Source organism: Arthrobacter sp. Ha26 (assembly GCF_059091705.1).
The window spans coordinates 277,616-297,086 of record NZ_JBNHGX010000003.1 but is presented as its reverse complement, the minus strand read 5'-3'; the positions used below and the strand labels follow the sequence as shown (position 1 = coordinate 297,086).

At 66.6% G+C, this 19,471-nt stretch carries 16 protein-coding genes; 4 read left to right on the top strand and 12 right to left on the bottom strand.

What is annotated here, in order from left to right:
- Positions 1–2 precede the first annotated feature (2 nt).
- Positions 3–1,025, bottom strand: a complete 1,023-nt coding sequence (gene ligD / locus AC5RVY_RS09865) for a non-homologous end-joining DNA ligase (protein ID WP_493954526.1) — start codon at positions 1,023–1,025, stop codon at positions 3–5.
- Positions 1,026–1,094: 69 nt separating this feature from the next.
- Here ligD and AC5RVY_RS09860 point away from each other — a divergent pair, with 69 nt between their 5' ends.
- On the top strand, positions 1,095–1,772 hold the full coding sequence (locus tag AC5RVY_RS09860) for an alpha/beta hydrolase family protein (RefSeq protein WP_493954525.1): 678 nt from the start codon (positions 1,095–1,097) through the stop codon (positions 1,770–1,772).
- Between the two features lie 64 nt (positions 1,773–1,836).
- On the opposite strand, the gene AC5RVY_RS09855 is transcribed toward AC5RVY_RS09860, so the two are convergent.
- The 4 genes from AC5RVY_RS09855 to AC5RVY_RS09840 form a co-directional block, all read right to left on the bottom strand.
- Entirely contained in the window at positions 1,837–1,992 is a 156-nt protein-coding gene (locus tag AC5RVY_RS09855; protein WP_493954524.1) for a hypothetical protein, read from the bottom strand.
- A 153-nt stretch (positions 1,993–2,145) separates the two neighbouring features.
- Positions 2,146–4,773: an ATP-dependent helicase HrpB gene (hrpB, locus tag AC5RVY_RS09850; protein WP_493954523.1), complete on the bottom strand. Its 2,628-nt coding sequence runs from the start codon at positions 4,771–4,773 to the stop codon at positions 2,146–2,148.
- A 25-nt stretch (positions 4,774–4,798) separates the two neighbouring features.
- Complete coding sequence (locus AC5RVY_RS09845) at positions 4,799–5,377, bottom strand: hypothetical protein (RefSeq protein ID WP_493954522.1); 579 nt, start codon at positions 5,375–5,377, stop codon at positions 4,799–4,801.
- Entirely contained in the window at positions 5,367–5,786 is a 420-nt protein-coding gene (locus AC5RVY_RS09840) for a hypothetical protein (RefSeq protein ID WP_493954521.1), read from the bottom strand. The genes AC5RVY_RS09845 and AC5RVY_RS09840 overlap by 11 nt, the downstream gene beginning before the upstream one ends.
- 264 nt (positions 5,787–6,050) lie before the next feature.
- On the opposite strand from AC5RVY_RS09840, the gene AC5RVY_RS09835 reads away from it, so the two are divergent.
- Positions 6,051–6,464, top strand: coding sequence for a CBS domain-containing protein (locus AC5RVY_RS09835; RefSeq protein WP_493954520.1), 414 nt, complete (start codon positions 6,051–6,053; stop codon positions 6,462–6,464).
- Positions 6,465–6,619: 155 nt separating this feature from the next.
- On the opposite strand, the gene AC5RVY_RS09830 is transcribed toward AC5RVY_RS09835, so the two are convergent.
- From AC5RVY_RS09830 to AC5RVY_RS09815, 4 genes are all read right to left on the bottom strand, one after another.
- Positions 6,620–7,135 (bottom strand): flavin reductase family protein, encoded by a 516-nt coding sequence (locus AC5RVY_RS09830; protein WP_493954519.1) that lies wholly within the window; start codon positions 7,133–7,135, stop codon positions 6,620–6,622.
- Positions 7,136–7,306: 171 nt separating this feature from the next.
- Positions 7,307–9,481 carry an elongation factor G-like protein EF-G2 gene (locus tag AC5RVY_RS09825; protein ID WP_493954518.1) on the bottom strand — a complete coding sequence of 725 codons (2,175 nt, stop codon included), beginning with the start codon at positions 9,479–9,481 and terminating at the stop codon, positions 7,307–7,309.
- 45 nt (positions 9,482–9,526) lie between these two features.
- The gene (locus AC5RVY_RS09820; protein ID WP_493954517.1) at positions 9,527–9,952 is read right to left on the bottom strand and encodes a ChaB family protein; all 426 of its coding nucleotides are present in this window, start codon (positions 9,950–9,952) and stop codon (positions 9,527–9,529) included.
- Positions 9,953–10,426: 474 nt separating this feature from the next.
- On the bottom strand, positions 10,427–11,371 hold the full coding sequence (locus tag AC5RVY_RS09815) for a 5'-3' exonuclease (protein WP_493954516.1): 945 nt from the start codon (positions 11,369–11,371) through the stop codon (positions 10,427–10,429).
- Positions 11,372–11,530: 159 nt separating this feature from the next.
- On the opposite strand from AC5RVY_RS09815, the gene AC5RVY_RS09810 reads away from it, so the two are divergent.
- Complete coding sequence (locus AC5RVY_RS09810; RefSeq protein ID WP_493954705.1) at positions 11,531–12,829, top strand: MFS transporter; 1,299 nt, start codon at positions 11,531–11,533, stop codon at positions 12,827–12,829.
- Between the two features lie 42 nt (positions 12,830–12,871).
- Positions 12,872–13,678 (top strand): type I methionyl aminopeptidase, encoded by an 807-nt coding sequence (map, locus tag AC5RVY_RS09805; RefSeq protein ID WP_493954515.1) that lies wholly within the window; start codon positions 12,872–12,874, stop codon positions 13,676–13,678.
- Here map and AC5RVY_RS09800 read toward each other — a convergent pair.
- The 3 genes from AC5RVY_RS09800 to AC5RVY_RS09790 all read right to left on the bottom strand — a co-directional run bounded on the left by AC5RVY_RS09800 (position 13,665) and on the right by AC5RVY_RS09790 (position 19,393).
- A complete protein-coding gene (locus AC5RVY_RS09800; RefSeq protein WP_493954514.1) occupies positions 13,665–15,806 on the bottom strand; it encodes a CBM96 family carbohydrate-binding protein in 2,142 nt (713 codons plus the stop codon). The genes map and AC5RVY_RS09800 overlap by 14 nt on opposite strands.
- 133 nt (positions 15,807–15,939) lie before the next feature.
- Complete coding sequence (locus AC5RVY_RS09795) at positions 15,940–17,955, bottom strand: vWA domain-containing protein (RefSeq protein WP_493954513.1); 2,016 nt, start codon at positions 17,953–17,955, stop codon at positions 15,940–15,942.
- 49 nt (positions 17,956–18,004) lie between these two features.
- Positions 18,005–19,393 (bottom strand): sigma 54-interacting transcriptional regulator, encoded by a 1,389-nt coding sequence (locus AC5RVY_RS09790; RefSeq protein WP_493954512.1) that lies wholly within the window; start codon positions 19,391–19,393, stop codon positions 18,005–18,007.
- Between the last annotated feature and the right edge of the window lie 78 nt (positions 19,394–19,471).

The window sequence follows — 19,471 nt, the reverse complement described above, 5'->3', positions numbered from 1 at the left end:
CGCTAGTCCTGCTTCCGGGCACGGCTGGGCTGCACCCGGGGCGGCTCGCCGGGCATCTTGGGGTAATCCGGCGGGAACGGCATCTCCTCAAGCCCTGCCTTGAGGTCCCGGTCCCACCACTCCAGCAGGGTGTCGGTGGTGCCGGGGCTGCTGTGCATGTCCACCCAGGGATCTCCCACGGTTTTCAGCCGGTCCGGCACGGTGAGGATAGTGAAGTCCTTCGGGTCCGCGGTCTCCAGCTCGTCCCATGTGATGGGGCACGAAACCGAGGCGTGCGGCAGTGCCCGGGGGCTGTAGGCGCCGGCGATGGTGCGGTCGCGGTTGGCCTGGTTGAAGTCCAGGAAGATCCGCTTCCCGCGTTCTTCCTTCCACCAGGCGGTGGTGACCTTCTCCGGCATCCGGCGCTCCACTTCCCGCGCGGCAGCAATCACCGCGTGCCGCACGTCGAGGAACTCCCGTATGGGCTCGATGGGCGCGTAGACGTGCAGCCCGCGGTTGCCGGAGGTCTTGATAAAGCACGTAAGTCCGGCCTCGGCCAGGACCTCTTTCATCACCAGCGCCACAGGAACGGCATCGCCGAAGTCGGTGCCCGGCTGCGGATCCAGGTCGATGCGCAACTGGTCCGGATTGTCAGTGTTCGCCGTGCGGGACGGCCAGGGGTGGAAGACCACCGTGTTCATCTGGACCGCCCAAACGGCAGCGGCAGGCTCGTCCAGGATCAGCATCGGATGCGAGCGGGCGCTGGGGAAAACCACTTTCTGCGTCCGGATGAATTCCGGCGTCCCCTTGGGCGGGTTCTTGGAAAAAAACATCTCACCGTCGACGTTGTCCGAGTACCTTTGCAACGCCACCGGACGATCACCGTTGGCCGTGATGAAAGCCTCCCCCACATCACACATGTAGCGTGCCAGGTCCAGCTTGGTGAGCCCCAGGTCGGGCCAAAGCACCCGGCTGGGACTGGAAATGCGCATCTCGCGGCCGCCGTTGGGGCCCGGAACGGTAATGGTGGTCTGCTCGCTCGCCATGGGGACAACGTACACCCCGGTTAAGGAAACGGGACAGATTTCGGTCTCCCCGTCCGGCATGATGGAGGGATGCCAGACCCGGAAGTGCCCCTGACGATTGCGGTGGGCGACGTTAGCGTCACCGCCGCGTATGCCCGCCCCGACAATCCGTCCGCCACCCTGGTGGTGGCCCACGGGGCCGGTGCCGGAATGGAGCATCCTTTCCTCGCAGGGTTCACCGCGGCGCTGAATGTGCTGGGAGTTGCGACGCTGCGGTTCAACTTTCCCTACCGGGAAGCCGGCCGGAAATTTCCCGACCGTCCGCCCGTGGCTATCGCCGCCTGGCGTGCCGCAATGGCCACGGCCGCTGAGCAGGCGGCGAACCACCAGGACAAGGGTCCGCTGTGGGCGGCCGGCAAATCGTTCGGCGGGCGGATGGCGTCCATGGCCGTAGCGGAAGGCATGGACGCTGCAGGGCTCCTGTACCTGGGCTACCCCCTGCATCCCCCGGGCAAACCGGAAAAGCTGCGGGACGAACACCTGTACGGCCTGGCCACTCCCATGCTGTTCCTGCAGGGCAGCCGCGACACCTTCGCCACAGCGGAGATCCTGGAGGACGTGGTGTCCCGCATCGGTCCTCATGCTGTCCTGCACTGGGTGGACGGAGGCGACCACTCTTTCGCCGTCGCCGGCAGGAAACGGCCGCCAGCTGAAGTGGGCGCCTCCCTGGCCCAGCCGGTAGCTACCTTCATTCAGGACAAGTCCTGAATCCAGGCTCCTGGCCCGGCCAGCACCGGGCGGGCCCCACCGGCTCAGGCAAGTGCCGAAGCAGCTAGGCTGCGGCCTCCTCGTGCCACCAGCCTTCCCAGGCAGCGGACGTCAGGCGGCCCTCGGGGAACTCACCGGTTCCGGCCGCGCCGCTGTGGGACCGGCCGTCCTCGTGGCGCCGGCCGTCGAGCAAAAGGTTAAGGCTGTTCAAGAGAAACATCTTTACGTCCTTCCATGTCTGATGTGGACCACTCTGTCCAGGTAGGAACGAGCCTAACCGGGGCATGTTTCAGCACGTCGACGGCAAGTTTCGGCTATGTATCTTAGTTCTCACGCCCGCCTGTGAGGCCGGGGGGACGCACCCGGAAACCAGCTACCGGCGCGGTTTGGCGCGTGCGGTGGCGGCTGCCGACCAAGGGTCCTCGGGCCAGGGGTGCTTGGGATACCGGCCGCGCATTTCCGCCCGGACCTGCGCATACGGGCCGGACCAGAAGGATGTGAGATCGTCCGTGACCGCCAGTGGACGCCTGGCCGGTGACAGCAGGTGGAACAGGACCGGCACGCGGCCGCCGAGGAGCCGCGGTGTCTCTGCCCACCCGAAACATTCCTGCAGCTTGACGGCTACGACGGGGCGGGCGGTCTCATCAGCAACATCGGGATATTCGATCCTGATCCGCGACCCGCTGGGCACTTCGAGCACTTCCGGGGCGAGGTCATCAAGTCTGGCCGCGTCCGGCCACGGCAGCAGGCGGCGCAGTGGGTGCACCAGGTCCAGAGAACGTGCCGCGGCTCCACCGGCGAGGGTTTCCAGCTCAGGGCCCAGCCAATCTTCCAGCCGCACCAACAGGGACGGGTCCGAGACATCCGGCCACGGGGCGCCCAGCCCCCCATGGAGGAAGGCGAGACGACGGCGCAACTGGTCCGCCGCATGCGACCATTCCAGGACGCCGAGGCCGTCGGTCTTCAGGGCCTGCGCGACGGCGGCGCGTCCCTCGTGCGGTGACGGCCGGACCGGCGTGGAGGCCAGGACAATCGCGCCGAGGCGCCGCACCCTGCGTGCCGAGACGCGGCCGTCGGCAAACCGCGCCTCGACAGACTCGGTGAGGAGGTGGGACGCAGCAGCTTCTGCAAGCTGGAGCGTCAGCGGTGCGGCCGAGCGGATGACGGCGCCGGTGCCCCCAGAGTCCCGGCCAACGGCCCGCGCTACTTCCGCCACGGCCAGCCATTCGTGGCCGGACAGGGAGCTGCCGGCGGGCAGGCCGGCACGGGTTCCTGAGGACAGCAGGTAGCGGTTGGGGCCATCGCCGTCCACCAGCCGTGCCACGCGGTCCGGGAAGGCGAGTGCGACGACGGCGCCCACCACCGCCGGACCGGTCACCTCCGACGGCAGGGCCGGTGAAACGGAGAGCGGACCATGTTGTGCCAGGGCAGCGAGGCGGCGGGTGTCCTCCGCCCAGGACCGGGCAATTGCTCCAGTTCCATTCCGCAGCTCGGACAGGAGGCGGGTGAGGTCGGCGCCGGGGGCGCGGTGGTCCCCCGAGACCATTGCCACGGCCTCCGCCGCCGCCGGCCCGCCGGCGGCCGCTGCTCCGTCCAGCAAGGCCCGGCCCAGCCGCGGATCCGCCGGAATCGTTGCCAAAAGCTTTCCCATGCCGGTGATGTGCCCATCTTCCGCTACGGCACCAAGTTCACGCAGGATCTCCATGGCGTCGTCCATGGCCTGGCCCGGCGGCTGGTCCGGCAGGGCGAGGCCAACACCTCGCGGAGAACCCCACGCCGCGAGCAGGAGGGCTGCTCCCGCGAGGTCCGCTACGTTGATTTCCGGCGTTATGTGCGCCGGAGCGGCACCATAGGCCTGCTGGTCATAACACCGCACAACACGGCCGGGACCCTGGCGGGCCGCCCGCCCGGCACGCTGCACGGCTGAGGCGCGGGAGCAGGAAACGGTGACCAGACCGCTCATGCCCCGTCCGGCGTCGCGGCGAGGTTCCCGGGCCAGCCCCGAGTCAATGACCAGCCGGACACCCGGGACAGTGAGGGAGGATTCGGCGAGACCGGTGGAGACGATCACCCTGGGGTTGCCTCCGGGCAGCCGCCCGGACACCGCCCGGTCCTGTTCGCCGGCGCCGGCCTGGCCATGGAGCTCCAGGATGTCGATGCCCGCTCCCAGACGACGCCGGAGATCGGCGGCAACCCGGGAAACCTCCCTGGCGCCTGGAAGGAAAACCAAGGCGTCGGTGGAGTTGTTCTCCTCCAGTGCGCGGGTGAGCTCCTGCGCGGCCGTCCCCGCCACATGGTCCAGGAAAGCGGGGGCAACTCCCCTGCCGTCCAGCCGCGGTCCCGGCGCGGGCCGCCACTCGGTTTCCAAGGGGTGGAGCACCGACGGGCAGTCCACCACCGGAGCCGGAGTTCCGTCGTCGTTGCTGGAAAGCAGGGCGGCAAACCGGGGTGCGTCCAGGGTGGCGGACATGGCGACGACGGTGAGGTCACCGCGCAATCCCCGGACCTCGGCCAGCATGGCCACCAGCAGGTCCGTTTCCAGCCCGCGTTCGTGCACCTCGTCCAGCACCACCGCTGCGACGCCGTCGAGTCCGGGGTCGGCCAGCAGGCGGCGCAGCAGGATTCCGGGTGTGACAAATTCGACGATGGTGTCCGGTCCTGCCTGACGCTCGCCACGGACGGAAAATCCGACGCGGCTGCCCAGGGGGCTGCCGTCCAGCACCGAAAGCCGCCTGGCGGCAGCCCGGGCAGCAACGCGGCGAGGCTGTGTGACCACCACCCGCCCGTGGCGGTGCGGCTGAAGGTTTGCAAGCAATGGCGGGACGAGGGTGGTCTTACCGGTGCCCGGCGGCGCCTGCACTACTGCCGCGCGTCCGGCCTCGCCGCCTAACGCCTGTTCCAGCGCACGCAACGAGCCGGCGAAGGCCAGTCCGGCGCCGACGGCCCCGATGTCGAAGGGTTTGCCCGCGAATGGCTGTTGCTGCCTGCCCGGAAAAGTCATCCGTCCATTGTGCCCGGAACTGCAGCTAAGGTTTTCCCTTGCCCTTACCCTTTACTTCCTTGGCGGGATCGGGCAGTGCCGGTGACTGTTCCACCGGGGCCGGTGCCGGAGCCGGGACGGGAACAGCGGCCGGTTGCTCGGGTTCAACCTGGGGTTCCTGCTGAGGTTCGGCAGGTGCGGCGGCTGCGGACGTATCTGATGCCGTTGCCACCGGGGCTTCGGCTGCCGATGCTGCGTCAAGCTGGAAAGTGATGTCTGCCCGGACCTCCGCCACAGCAGCTTCGATGCCACGGTAACGGGCCAGGGAGATCAGGCCTTGCCCCGCAGCGGCGTCCAGGTCCTTTTCCAGAGCTTCCAGGGCCGCGAGGGCGCCGTCCATTCTGTTTTCTGCTGCCGCCTGGCTGATGGTCAGGACCCTGATCTGCAGGCCCCGCAGCGTTCCCGCGTCCGAATCCGAGGGACGGAGAAGTGGAGAAGCCGCATACAACGACAGGGCAAGGCAGGCGGCACCCGCCACTGCTGCGGTTGCGCGCCATAGCCAGGTGCTGCGCCGCACCGGTTTCCCGTCAGTGCTTGTGCCGGGCTTTGCAGCCTCAAGCGGCATGCTTGCCCCGCAATGGGACCAACGCCGCAGGACGTGCCGGCAGCACGGTAACTCCCGCAGTGGCTTCCCTGCAGGAAGGTGCTTGGGCACGTGCCGACTGGACCATTGCCTGCTGGACAAGTGCTGCCGGGGCCATTACTGCCGGCCGGGCAGGCAACACGCTGACCGGTGCAGACTGCCCCAGGGCCGCGGGTACTGTTTCCTTGCCACCTGTCCGTCGTGCCACCAGGCGCCTGACTGCGATCCGCAGCAGGATGGCGGTGGCCTGCCCTAGGCCCAGCCCCAGGAGTAGGTGGCCCGCAAGATACTGGACTCCGTGGCCGGCAGCACCAAAAGGAGCGCTAAGAGCCGCGGCTGCTCCGGCGGTAGCGGCCACCAATGCCGAAGCGGCGGCAAAAATTGTGCCCATAGCCCTACTCCTGTCGTCAATTAATCAGCACGCTTACTAGTATTGATCAGCAAGCTTACTACCTGATTGAGCTGAATCAAGAAAGCTCCCGGGGAATGAAGCCGGCCAGGGGCATGCGATTCCAAAACTCTGGACAGATATAATCAGTAGGCTTAGCATTTTTGCATCGGCTGGTTCTCCGGTGCCGACGTGACGAGCCACATCCCGAAGAGCCACCCGAACAGGCCGTAGACACGGCACCACATCAGGGATGAAGGAGTGATCATGGCAACGGCACGGGAAATCATGACCGGAGGCGCTGAGTGCGTGGGGGAAAACGAAACCCTGGAAGCGGCCGCACGGAAGATGAAGGATCTTGATGTGGGCTCGCTGCCCATCTGCGGGGAGGACAACCGCCTCAAGGGCATGCTGACAGACCGGGACATCGTGGTGAAGTGCCTGGCCGATGGCGGGGATCCGCGCACGGCCACGGCCGGTGAATTCGGTGAAGGCAAGCCCGTGACCATCGGGGCCGACGACTCGATCGAGGAAGCCATCAGGACGATGCAGGACCATCAGGTCCGCAGGCTGCCGGTCATTGACGGACACAACCTGGTGGGCGTCATCAGCCAGGCCGATATTGCCCGCAACTATCCGGAGGACCGCGTGGGCGAACTCGTCGCATTCATTTCTTACTGATCAGGGTTCCGCTTATTGATCCGGGTTCCGCTGTTACCAGTCCTGCCGGAAGGCTGAACCGGGATCAACATTAACCGGACGAAGAAACAGCAGCAGGTTGCCACCCGCACAAAGGCGGGGCTGGCAACCTGCTCTTGTTACCCCGTCGGCCGGTGTCAGCCCGCAGCTTCCAGCACACGCCCGGCCGGTGCCAGTTCCACGTACCGGCCCTTGAAAAACAGCAACGGCTCCGCGTCCTGCCGCGCGCCCAGATGGCGCACACCCGCCACCACAATGGTGTGGTCGCCGCCGTCGTACTCTGCATGCAATTCACAGTCGATCCAGGCCAGCGCGTGGTCCAGGACCGGGTTGCCCAGGGGTGAGGATGTGTGGCTCACCCCGGCGAACTTGTCCGCCCCCGAACGGGCGAACTGGCCAGCAAGGTGCTGGTGTTCCGCGGGCAGGATATTGACCGTGAAGGAACCTGCCTGCCGCAGCGCCGGCCAGGTAGTGGAAGTCCGTGCCGGGCTGAACGTCACCAGCGCAGGCTCCAGGGAAAGCGCTGCGAAGGACTGGCAGGTGAATCCGGCCGGCCCCTGACCGGTGGAACTGGTGATCACGGTCAGTCCGGTGGCAAAGGTGCCAAAAATATCGCGAAGCCGGCGCGGAGCAAGATCTGATGTGGACGTCATGGGACTGGCCTCTCGTTGGATCGTTACCTCACCAAACCATCAGTCCCTGGGCGGGTTCAAGCATGCTGAAACGTACTGACGCGGGCGGAAACGGAGTGTCACCCGGGTACTTCCGCCGTAACGGAGCGGGCGCTCCTTGAGCCGGGCGGAAGTGCCTGCAGACTTCAGGCGTCAGCGGCCGGCGGCCGCCAGGTTGCCCGGCACGGGATCATGCCGGAGGTAATGGCGGCTGAACGTACCAGTACCCGCCGTCAGGGCGCGCAGTTCAACTGCGTATTTCAGGAGTTCCTGGTCCGGCACTTCGGCCGTGATTTCGGTCCGGTCCCCGCCGGACGACGTCGTTCCCGTGAGCCGGCCGCGGCGTGCGGAGAGGTCGCTCATCACTGTTCCGACGTGCTCGTCCGGAACGCTGATCGCCACTGACGAGACAGGCTCGAGCAACTGGACGCTGCCTGCAGCGGCGGCCTCGCGCAAAGCCAGCGCGCCGGCGGCCTGGAAGGCTGCGTCTGAGGAGTCAACACTGTGCGCTTTGCCTCCCACCAGGGTCACGCGGAGATCCACGACGGGAAAGCCGGAAGCGACGCCCTTCTGCATCTGCGCGCGGACACCCTTCTCCACCGAGGAGATGAACGTTCCGGGGATGACGCCGCCCACGGTTTTGTCGATGAATTCAAAGCCGGCGCCCCTGGGCAGGGGTTCAACTTCGATGTCGCACACAGCGTACTGGCCGTGGCCGCCGGACTGTTTGACGTGGCGCCCGTGGCCGGAGGCCGGGGTTGCGAATGTTTCCCTCAACGGTGTCATCACATCCACGGTGTGCAGCTTCACGCCTTGGTCGCGCAGCCTGTCCAGGACCACCTCAGCGTGGGCCTCCCCCATGCACCAGAGGATCAACTGATGGGTTTCGGCGTTCCGTTCCACCCGCAGGGTCGGATCGCCGGCCGCCACCTTTCCCAGGCTGCGGGCAAGGGCATCCTCGTCGCTGTGCGAATCAGCTTCGACGGCCACCGGCATCAGCGGCTCCGGCATCTCCCAGGTGGCCAGCAGCAGCGGCTGGTCTTTCGCGGAGAGGGTATCGCCTGTCTCGGCAGTGCCCAGCTTGGCCACGGCCGCGATGTCACCGGCAATACAAAAAGGGACGGGACGAAGAGTTGCGCCCAGCGGCGAGTAGAGGTGGGTGAGCCGTTCATCGGTGTCGTGGTCCTGGTGACCGCGGTCCGCCAGCCCGTGCCCGCTCACATGGATGGGTGTATCCCCGCTCAGGGTTCCGGAGAAGACCCGCACCAGGCAGACCCGGCCCAGGAAGGCATCCACAGTGGTGCGCACTACCTCCGCCGCGAGCGGGCCCTCCGGGTCGCAGGCGAGGGCACGGACCGGTGATCCGGACAGGTCGGTGGCCCGGGGCAGGCTTCGCTCCGGGGGTGATGGGAAGGCCTTGGTGAGGAGCTCCAGCAGCTCGGCGGTTCCCAGCCCGGTGAGCGCCGAGGAGGGCACTGCCGGGAAGAAGGACCCGCGGGCTACGGCGGTTTCAAGGTCCGGGATAAGGACGCCGGCGTCGATCTCCTCCCCGCCGAGGTACCGGTCCATCAGCGTCTCGTCTTCGCTTTCGGCGATGATTCCCTCGATCAGCTCGGCCCGGGCGGATTCTGCTGCCGCCAGTTCCGGCGCTTCGGCCGCACGTGCAGAGGGGCCGGACGTCTCTGCCGAATACTCGAAGACTGTCCCGGACAGCAGGCCAAGCAGGCCTTTAAGGTCGCTGCCGCTGCGGACCGGAACGTACAACGGCAGCACCGTCTCTCCGAACGCTTCGCGGCAGGCGGCCAGGACGCCGTCGTAGTCAGCCCTGGGGTGGTCCAGCCGGGTGATGACCACGGCGCGGGGCATCCCCAGGTACTGGCATTCCTGCCAGATGGCGGTGGTGCCCGCATCCACCCCGTCCACGGCGGAGACGGCAAACAGGACGGCGTCTGCGGCGCGCAGGCCGGCACGCAGTTCGCCAATGAAATCGGGGTAGCCGGGTGTATCCAGGAGGTTGATCTTCATGCCCGCCACCGGCAGCGGCACCACGGACAACGCCACGGAACGCTGCTGGTGGATGGCGGCGGGATCGGAATCGCTCACGGTGGTTCCGTCAACCACCGAGCCCTTCCGCGTGATCATGCCATTGGCTTCAAGCAGTGCTTCGATGAGGGTTGTTTTGCCGGCACCGGAACGGCCCACCAACGCCACATTCCGGACCAACGCCGGGTCCCGGGGCGTGATGCCGGCGGCGCCGTTGCCGGTACGCCCCTCCGGCCCGCCCCGGCCGGCAGTGCCTGCCGCGTCCTTGGTACCTTTCACCGACATCGGAACCTCCTGGCCTCATTGCCTGGTTGTTTTTGCTGGCCTGTTTTACTGGCCGCGTGCCTTGCGGGTTGCGGTGTCGTTCGCCTTTTGCAGCGCTTTGACGAGTTCGTCTTTGTCCATGGTTGAGCGGCCCTTGATATCCAGTTCCCGGGCCCGCTCCAGCAGATGCTTTTTGGAGGCGTTCGCGTCCACGCCGCCCGCGGTGGGCTCAGCCGCTCCCAGGCCCTTTTCCGCGCGCTTGTCTGAAGGCCCCCGCTTCTCCTTGGGCTCCCAATGGTCCCCCACCTTTTCGTAGCTGTGCTTCAGGGATGCGTAGGCGGCACGGGCGGCACGGCTTTCGTCGTTGTCGTAGGACTCCATCGCCGAATCGTAGGTTTTGGCGAACGTGTCCTGTGCCTTCTGGTCCGAGCGCTGCAGGGTGGAGGGAAGCTCGTCCTTGCGGGCGTGGTCATTCTTTCCCGTTTTTGGCATCGCACCCACCGTACTTTCGTCAGCAAGACTGATCATGGCAGAACACACCCAGCTTAGCCACGCCCTGCTTTGCTTGTCTGCTGCACGCCGGCCCGGAACCCCTGCGGGAACTCTTTGGAAGCGGGTCCGGCATCAACTCGACTCCGGCCATTGGTCCGGGTCATAGCCGTAAAGACGCGGCCGGCGGGGCGGTTCCTCCGGCGCGGCAGCCCCGGATTCTTCAGGTTGCACGTCCTCGGCATCTTGGGTCTCCGCCGGGCGCTTTTTCCTGCGGGCTTCGTCATCTGCCCCGCGGCGCCTGTGGGGTCGTTCCGCCATAACCCACTCCAATCCCCCGATGAAGAGGTCCGGCTGCTTGAACCAATGAAGCCCACCCTAGCCGCAGGCAGGCCCGCATTTGATGTCACTTTCGCTCAAGAAACAGGCAGTTTCGCCGCCGTCCGCCGGCGGCCGGGTTGCCCGCAGGGGTGATGGTCAGGCCGGCTGGATCCGGTTTAGGGCATCGAGCAGGCGCCGGACAGAACCTCCCAGGTTCCAGTCCGTGGCGAGGCGTTCCAGTTCGTCGCGGGCCTCGCCTGTGACGGGGTGCAGCCGGGCGCCGGCCTCCTCAAGGGTGGGCAGTTCAAGGTCCCGGACAAGGCGCACGACGGCGGGCGCGGCCTTGAGGTAGTCCGCGGCGGCTTCCAGCTTCGCCCGGACAGGGGACGAGAGTGCGCTGCCTGGGTCTGCTGCCGCCTCAAGCAGGTTTTCGAGGGTTCCGTACGTTAACAGCAATGACGCCGCCGTCTTTTCACCGATTCCCGCCACACCGGGCAGCCCGTCTGAGGCGTCGCCGCGAAGGGTGGCGTAATCGGCGTACTGCTGGGGCAGCACCCGGTACTTTCCCACCACCACTTCTTCGGTCATCACGTCAAGGTTCCTCATGCCGCGGGCAGTGTAGATGACCCGCACGTGGCGGGCGTCATCGCAGACCTGGAACAGATCCCGGTCCCCCGTAACCACGTCCACCGGGAAGCCGGCGTGGCTGGCGTAGGTGCCCACAACGTCGTCGGCCTCATGCTCAGCCGCACCCACGATCGCTATTCCGGCCAGGCCGAGTACGGTCCGGATCATGGGCAGCTGCGCCTCAAGAGCCTCCGGCACCACCTCCACATCGGGAGCGCCGGTGTTCGCCTCCGCCACGCGGTGGGCCTTGTACGTGGGAAGAAGGTCCACCCGCCATTGCGGCCGCCAGTCGTCATCCCAGCAGGCCACGAGGTGGGTGGCCGAGAAGTCCGTGGTGAGCCGGGCGATCATATCCAGGAGGCCCCGGACCGCGTTGACTGGCGTCCCGTCCGCCCGGCGGATGGAATCGGGCATGCCGTAGAAGGCACGGAAGTACAGTGAGGCGGTGTCCAGCAGCATCAGGCGGTCAGGCATACCTGATCCTGACACGGAAGTGGGCTTCCCGCGGCAGGACGGGCCAGCCGCCACGCCGCCACCCGAGTGCACGCCCGCGAACCGGCTCTGGCATAGCGGGCTGATCGGGGCGAGAATTGCCTCGTGTTCCCCGCTCTGCGCAGCCGGGACAGCGAACCCATGAACGCTGCCGGCCGAAGGATCCAGCGCATCTACCTGACGTTGACGTTGGGCAATACCCTTGCGGCCTCCTTCATCTGGGGCGTCAACACGCTGTTCCTGCTCGACGCCGGGCTGAGCAACTTCGAGGCCTTCGCCGCCAACGCGTTCTTCACGGCGGGCATGGTGATATTCGAGATCCCCACGGGGGTGGTCGCCGACGGTTGGGGGCGGCGCACTTCCTTCCTGCTGGGCACGGTAACCCTGGCCGGATCCACCTTCCTCTATTACCTCCTGTGGCAGTTCTCCGCGCCGTTCCCGCTGTGGGCCGTGGTGTCCGTGTTGCTGGGACTGGGCTTCACGTTTTTCTCCGGTGCCGTTGAAGCCTGGCTCGTCGACGCGCTGCGCTACTCGGGGTACGAGGGCGGCCTGGAGCCTGTCTTCGGGCGGGCACAGATGGTCTCAGGCGTGGCCATGCTCGCCGGGTCTGTGGCCGGCGGCGTGATCGCCCAGGCCACCAACCTCGGCGTGCCGTTCCTGGTGCGGGTGGGCGTGCTGCTGGCCATGTTCGTTGTGGCCTTTGTGCTGATGCACGACGTCGGATTCACCCCTGAGCGCTCCACCCACCCGCTTCAGGCAACCCGCGCCGTCCTGTCCGCCTCGATCGATAACGGCCTGAAAATCCCGCCCGTGCGGTACGTAATGCTCGCCGCCCCGTTCAGCGCCGGCGTCGGAATCTATGTGTTTTACGCCCTCCAGCCGTTCCTACTGGAGCTCTTTGGCGACCCCCGCGCCTACTCCATTGCGGGGCTGGCAGCGGCCATCGTGGCCGGGGCCGAGGTGGTGGGCGGCTGGCTCGCGCCCTACGCCCGGCGGCTGTTCCACAAACGCACGTCCGTGTTGATCCTCAGCGGCAGCGTGAGCGCAGCGGTTTTGCTGGTGCTTGGCTTCACCCGGGTGTTCTGGGTTGCCCTGGTCCTGCTGACGCTCTGGGCAGTGATCGACTCCGCCGCCACCCCGGTCCGGCAGGCCTACGTGAACGACATGATCCCGTCCAAGCAGCGGGCCACGGTGCTCAGCTTCGACTCCCTCATGGGCTCCAGCGGCGGTGTGGTGGTCCAGCCTGTGCTTGGCCGCAGCGCGGACCTGTTCGGGTATTCCGCGTCACTGGTGCTGGCCGGTATTTTCCAGAGCCTGGCCGTTCCGTTCCTGCTGGCCAGCCGCCGGCAGGGCGCCCCGGCAGACCGTGCCAACGCCCCGGCCGAGCAATCCGGTCCAGGGCCCTCCGGCCAGGGCCCCGCCGCCGAGCCGCTCCCCTGAGACGCTGGATATAGTTATTGGTCTCCCCATGGAAGGCGCCGCATGATCGAGATCCTGAGCCGCACCGAAGTCAGCCGGGCCCGGGAAACAGGAGCTCTGGTCGCGGATATCCTGCAGGCGCTCAAGAGCCGTGCCGCCGTTGGAACCAATCTCCTGGACATCAACCGGTGGGCCGGCGGGATGATCGTGGGGGCCGGAGCCACGTCCTGTTACATCGACTACGAGCCGTCCTTCGGCCGCGGACCATTCGGCCATTACATCTGTACCGCCGTCAATGACGCCGTGCTGCACGGGATGCCCTACGACTACACGCTCGTTAACGGAGACCTGCTGACGCTGGACCTCGCCGTCTCCAAAGGCGGGGTGGCTGCGGACTCGGCCATCAGCTTCCTCGTGGGCGACGCCGGGCCACTGGAGGGCAGCACCATGATCGGTGCGACCGAACGCGCGCTGTATGCCGGGATCGCCGCGGCCGGGCCGGGAGCCCGTATCGGGGACGTTTCCCATGCCATCGGCTCCGTCCTGAGCGAGGCGGGCTACCCGATCAACACCCAGTTCGGCGGCCACGGCATCGGCTCAACCATGCATCAGGACCCGCACGTTCCCAACACCGGGCGCCCAGGCCGCGGGTACACGCTGCGTCCCGGGCTCCTGCTGGCGCTGGAGCCTTGGGTGATGGCTGACACCGCGGAACTCGTCACCGACTCCGACGGGTGGACCCTCCGCAGCGCCACCGGCTGCCTGACAGCCCACAGCGAGCACACGATCGCCATCACTGAGGAGGGCGCGGAAATCCTCACCCTGCCTACGCAGGCCCACGAGGAAACGCCCCGGCCTAGCCAAAGGTGAGAATGAGCTTGGGTGCGGCCGAGGTGCCGGCCTCCTTGGAATTGAGGACCAGGCCGTCTGTGCTGCTGGTGTCCAAGCCCAGTGAGAGCTGCCCACCGAGCTCGGCGGCCAGGCTGCTGACCGTCAACGGAATGCTGTAGTTGGTGTTGATTGTTGTCGGGCCGAGGGTGCCGATGACGCCGGTGCCCAGCGCCGGCCGGTTGTTGTAGGTGAGCCCGGCTTCGGTCCAGTTGTCATCACTGACCAGCTTGACGTTCTGCTTGCCGGTCGAGGCATTCCCGGCGCTGCCCAGCTGCAATGCCGCACTCTCAAGCGTCCTGCCCGCATACGCCGACAGGTCAAACTTCAAGTAGCTGGCCTCCACCGGGCTGTTATCCACACTCAAGGCCGCACTTGCACCATAGTTTGTGCCCGCCGCCCCGCTCGAGACATACGTGTCAGCTGTAGCCGTCAGCGTGACGGTCTCCGGTGCGCCGCCCACGGACGACGTGGTGAAGGTCCACGTCTTGTCCGCCGCCAAGGCGTTACCGGCGGCATCCTTCACCCCGTTGGTGCCACCCTTGATGGTGGCGGTGTACGTCGTACCCCCCGCCAAATCAACGCCCGGATTCAACGTCGCAACCTTCGCCTCGCTGTTGTACGTTACAGCGGCCGGCACCATTGCCGTTCCTGCTGTCAACGTGAACGTGCTGGCCGTAACCGTCGACGCATCCACCGCTTCCGAGAAGGTCCCTGTCACGTCACCGGTCGCCGCCACTCCAGACTGACCGGCGTCTGGAGACGTCCCTGTCACTGTGGGAGCGGTGGTATCACCACCGCCGCCGCTGGGGTCGTAAAAGTGCCAGTACCTGCTGGTGGCGTTCACATCGGCGAGCACCAGGAGACCGCTGTCCGCCGTACCCCCCGTTGCACTGTTGAGGTTCTGCTTGGTGGACGTCACGTTGTGGACGTACTGGTCGGCGTCCACGATTCGGGCCGTTTTCGCGGTGGTGAAGTCGATGTTGTCCAGTGGCGTTGACTTTTCGTAGATGGCACCCCCTGAGCTGGTGCAGACACCGGCGTTCGTGGTGCCACCCGGCTTCGGATAGGTGGCGAAGGTCCGCAGCGTCCGGGTGCCCTCGTCAATCAGGACAAGCACCCGGTTCGGGCACTCCGATACAGTTGCGACCGGATGCACCGACCACGTTGTGCCGCTCAATGCAAGCAGCTGGATCAGCGGCTGGGAGGCTGAGATGAACGACGTTTTGACGGCGGCGAAAACCCTGCCGCCCGATGAGTCCAGCCATTTCAAATTCATGTGGTCATCACTGCTGTTCTGACCCGATACCACCGCAACGGTAGTGCTCCACGCGTTGTTCGGTGCTCCATCGATGTGGTAGCTCCAATACATGCCGTCCGTGGCGTCTCCGGCCTGCCGGCTCCACATCACACCCATCTTGTTCCCGTCGAACGCGATCACAGCCGACGTATCATCCACCGACACGGCACTCGATGCGGCAGGGAGGGCAAAGGGTGTCCCCCACGTCGCGCCATCCGTGCCAGTGACGTTCAGATAAACCTGGTTGCCCTGCTGCCAGGTGGCCCACACCCGGCCGGTCGAGTCCTTGTCGATGGTCAGAACCTCAACTTTGGAGTTGTTGATCTGCGTGGAAGTCAGCAGCGAGTACGTCTTATTACCCGGGTCGTAGCTGTAACGCCGCATGGTCGTCGGGAAGTTCGGTTCCGCCGGCAGCCCGTCATTGACGAACCTGTAACTCGCCACATTCAACGTCTTCCCGTCCCACAACACGTCATGATGGGTGTTTGCCCTGGCGTCCGTCACCACCCCGGTGTCCACCCACGAGCTCGTCAAAGAATTGAACCGAAAGATGTGGAATTTCGAGCTTGCCGTGTCCCACAGGTCCCCCCACCAGAGCCCGTCGTTGAACCACAACGAACTCGTGGCCCGCTTCGTACCCGTCGGCGCCGACGTTCCTGTATGCGAGGGACCCTCAACGCCGGTGTCACCCGGATCGGCCGACGCGGAAGCGGGCACCAGCACAGCACTAAGCGCAAGCAGCAACGCTGTCAGCAGTGCGTAGAGGCGCCGCGGAAACAGGTGTACGTCGTTCCACCTTGGACACATCATGATCCGATGGTAGGGACCACCCACAGTTCGGACCCGAGTAGCTGGTACCTGCTTTGCACCGACCCCAGCACTTGTGGCCTGCCCCACTTGATGGCGCCTTTCAGAAGAAACCCTCGGCTTCGCCCTCGAACAGTCAGCGGTCCCAGGAAGTCCAGTCGGCGTCGTCGAAGGCCTGTCCGCGGAAATGCGCGCGCAGGTACTCCCCCACCACCGCAGCACCCAGGCCCCCGACGTCGGGCGCCACTACCCTTGCCCCCACCCGCTTTGCCATGCGTTGTACGAACCGTTCCAGGCTGGGGTCGTTCCCCAGCCGGAAGAACGTGGCCTGCGTGCCGGCACGCCCCAGGCGGTCGAGTTCGGCGACAGTGACCCGGATGGTTTCAGGATCCGAAGGCCAGCAAAACCACGGCTCGCCGTCCGGCAGCAGATGGACGGTGGGTTCGCCGTCGGTCACCAGCAGGAGGACAGGCTGCATTGACGGGTGGCGGCGGAAGAAGCGCGCGGCGAGCAGCAGGCCATGATGCAGGTTGGTTCCCTGTTCCCGGCGGGACGGCAGAGCCGTCAGCTCGCCGATGTCCATGGACCTGGCGTAGCGGCCGAAGGTAATCAGCTCGAGCCGGTCACCCCGGAAGCGGGTGGAGATGAGGTGGTGCAGGGCCAACGCGGTGCGCTTCATGGGCACCCAGCGCCCCTCCGCGGCCATGGAGAAGGAGACGTCAACAAGCAGGACGACGGCGGCCTGGGTACGGGCCTCAGTTTCGCTGACTTCGATGTCTGCGGCGGTGAGGTGCAGCCCGCGGGCCGGGTTGCCGCCGCCTGCCACGGTGCGGCGGATCGCGTTGGTCAGGGTGCGCGTGACGTCCCAGGGCTCGGCGTCCCCGAATTCCCATTCACGGCTGGAACCGGTCTGCTCGCCGGCGGCGCCGGCGACGCGCGTCTCCCGCCGCCCCTGCCGGCCGGACAGCTGCCTGGCAGTGTCCCGCAGGAGCGACCTCCCGAGCTGCCGCATAGCCTGCGGCGAGAGCCGCAGGTCGCCGTCGCTTCCCTTGCGCAGGTAGCCGCCGTCCTGCATGGCCCGTTCAATCTCCGCTAGTGTGCGGGCGGTGACGGCCGCGTTCTGCCCAAGCTGGCGGGCCAGCGCGTCGAGGTCCAGATCGTCCAGGTTCGACCCGTTGTAGGACTGGGACAGCTGGTCAGCCAATCCGTCCAGTTCGGCGATATCCTGCAGCACCCCCGTGCCGTCGCCCAGCCCCAGGCCTTCCTGGCCCTCGAAGCGTTCCGAGCCGGTCCAGTCCTCGCCCGGCCGCAGGGCACGGAGGCTGGAGTCCAGCTGGTCGAGCTGCGCCATCAGCTCCGGCGAACCGAAGGCCTGGGCGGAGAGCCGCATCAGCTCGTCACGCTGTTCAGCGGACATCGACTGGAGGAGCCGCTGGGCCGCTGCCGCCCGCTTGGCCAAGGCGTCAATGAGCTCCTCGACGGATTGGGGATTCTCCGGAAAGAAGGCTCCGTGCTTGGCCATAAAATCCTGGAAGTCTGCCTCCGTGTCCTCGCCCCGCCGGTGTTTATCCAGCAGTTCATTCAGGTCCCGCAGCAGCCCGGCCACCGCTGCCTTGTCCTCATCCGTGGCGTTTTCAAGTGCCTGCTTCATGCCGGCAAACCGCTGGTCCAGGACTTCGCGGCCCAGCAGGTCCTTGATCCGTTCGTACGCCTCCCAGGCGGCGGTCGACTGCCAGTCATAGGAGGCCAGTTCGTTCACCGCCGCCGCTGTGGACTGCGGCAGGTTCTGCAGCTGCATTTCGCGGAAGGCCCGGTCCGTGTTGTCCATTAAGGCGTCGCGCGCGAGTTGCTTGCGCTCCTCCAACACTGCCGTCTCAAGGAGCTTCTGGACCTCGTTGAGGGTGCCGTCCAGCCGGTGCCGGCCCAGCAGTTCGCTGCGGCGCTGCTGGACGCGCCGCGCAAGGTCATCCAGGCCTTCCCGGTCCCGGCCGCCCCGGCGCAGGAACTCCTGGAGGGCATGCCGGGGCGAGTAGCCGGACATCACGTCCTCCGCCACGGCCTCCAGCGCCTCGGCCAGATCAACCGGGGGCGCGAGCGGATCCGGTCCGCCCGTATACCGGCCGTACCTGGCGGAGTGGTTGTGGCTGGCCATGATGCCTCCTCGTGTGCCGGCCGTTCCTTGCTGTACCGCTGCCCGGCGGCTAGCCGTAGATGGTTTCCTCGTCGTCGGACTCCTTGGAGATCCGGCGGGCGAGGTACAGGCCTTCCAGGGCAAGTTCGATGGCGGCAGCGCGCTGGCCTTTATTCGTTGCACCCAGGCGCCCGCTGATCTCGTCATAGAGCCCCGACCCGTTCAGCGACGGCAGGTTTTCGAGGAACTCCTGCGCCGTGATGTGCTCGCCGGTGGTCACCGTCCGGTGGCCGTCGAGTGCAGCCACGAGCGGGCCCAGGTCGATGCCGTGGTAGTGCGCGCGCACCGCTTCCGCGGTGGCCGTGCGCAGGAGATGGTCGAGGACAGCCTGCTCGCGGCCCTCCTCACCGGACTCAAACTCGATCTTGCCGGCTAGGACGTCCACCGCGGTGCCGAGGTCCACGATCCTCGCCACCGCTTCGCCTTCCCCGCGCAGGCTGGCGCGGCGCAGGGCGGCGGCCGACACGGTTTCGGCGCCGGCGATTGCGAACCGAGCTGATACGCCGGAGGCCTGGTTGATCGCCGGGGACAGCCGGAGCGCACGGGTGTAGCGGGCCAGGATTTCAAGGATGACCGGCGGAACGTCCGCCACCAACTGCCCCTCCTGGCGGATGACGGCCACTTCGTCGTCCAGTTCGATGGGGTAGTGCGTGCGGATTTCGGCGCCGAAGCGGTCCTTCAGCGGGGTAATAATCCTGCCGCGGTTGGTGTAGTCCTCCGGGTTCGCCGAGGCGACGACGAGCACGTCCAGCGGGAGCCGCAGCACGTAGCCGCGGATCTGGATGTCCCGCTCCTCCATCACGTTGAGCATCGACACCTGGATCCGCTCGGCGAGGTCCGGCAGCTCGTTGATTGCGATAATGCCGCGGTTGGAGCGCGGCACCAGACCGTAGTGGATGGTTTCCGGGTCACCAAGCCGGCGGCCCTCCGCCACACGCATCGGGTCGACGTCGCCGATCAAGTCGGCGACGGAGGTGTCCGGGGTGGCAAGCTTCTCCACGTACCGCTCGGACCGGTGCCGCCACGCCACCCGCATGCGGTCCCCTTCCGTGAGTGCACGGGCCCGCGACTGCTCGGTGATCGGCTCGTAAGGGTGTTCGTTCAGTTCCGAGTCCTCGATCACGGGCGACCACTCATCCAGGAGCCCGGCCAGCGTCCGCAGGAGCCGGGTCTTACCCTGCCCGCGCTCGCCGAGCAGGACTACGTCGTGGCCGGCAATCAGGGCGCGCTCAAGCTGGGGTAGGACGGTACGGCTGAAACCGTACAGCCCCGGCCATGGATCGCTGCCTTCGGCGAGCGCCGCAAGGAGGTTGTCCCGGATCTCATGGCGCAGGTCTTTCTGGACATGGCCGGCTGCACGCAATTCACCAACAGTGAAGATTTCGGGTCGATCAGTCACCACTCCACGTTAGCCCTGCCCCTGCGCTGAATCGAGGAAAATCTGAGAATCACCCGATTCCCGGGCCAGCTACGATTT